Below are 746 nucleotides of genomic sequence, written 5' to 3'. Positions count from 1 at the left end.
ACTACGCTCGGAACGTGACCGAGAAACGACGCCGCCCCGCGGGAGGCACCCACCGTCGGGCGACGCTGGCGCTCGCCCTCGCGGCGGCGCTCCTCGCCGGGTGCGCGACGCCGTCCGGTCCGCCGGAGCCCGTGCCCCCGATTCCGCCCGCTGGCGGCCCGCGCCTCCCGCTGGAGCTGCCCGCGCCCGGGGAGGCGCTGCTCCGGGAGCGGCCCGCGTGGGGGCTGCCCGAGCGGGCCCGGCCCGCGGCCAACGCCGGTCTGTTCTCCGAGGAGGCGAGTCCGGAGGCGGGCATCGACACCCGCTCGCTCGACCTGAGCTGGCGGCAGATTCGGCCAGCTCGGGACGGCGGCCTGGCCCTCGATGCCCCGGGGGAGGCGCAGGGGATGACCCTGGCCCCGCTCAGCGAGCAGCTCGCGGACCCCGCCCCCTTCTGGGTGCGGCTCTTTGCGAGCGGGACGGACTGGGCCCCCGAGTGGGTGATCGCCGAGTGCGGCGTCCCGAGCTACGGTCCGGACAGCGACGGGCAGCGGCACCTGCCGCTCTGGGACGACTGCCTGTGGGGGCACCTGCTCGACACCTACCGAATGCTCCTCGCGGGCCCGGACGGCCTCGCGGCGGATTCCCGATACCGCTTCGCGTATGTGCCGGGGGGCTTTGGCTGGGCCGAGTTCGACCTCGATATCGTGGGTGAGGCGGTTGCCGCCGGGGACCTGGACCTCGACGGGTACCGAGCCTGGCATGAC

General features: G+C 75.6%; 1 protein-coding gene. It reads left to right on the top strand.

Annotated features, from left to right (window positions below; genetic code table 11):
• Positions 1-14: 14 nt before the first annotated feature.
• The coding region (locus OOT08_RS08665) for a hypothetical protein (RefSeq protein ID WP_325092233.1) at positions 15-746 on the top strand (732 nt) is incomplete at its 3' end.

This window comes from Leucobacter sp. M11 (genome assembly GCF_035726885.1).
Lineage (GTDB): Bacteria > Actinomycetota > Actinomycetes > Actinomycetales > Microbacteriaceae > JAPFRB01.
The sequence above is the reverse complement of the archived record's forward strand: the minus strand, read 5'-3'. Positions and strand labels throughout refer to the sequence as shown.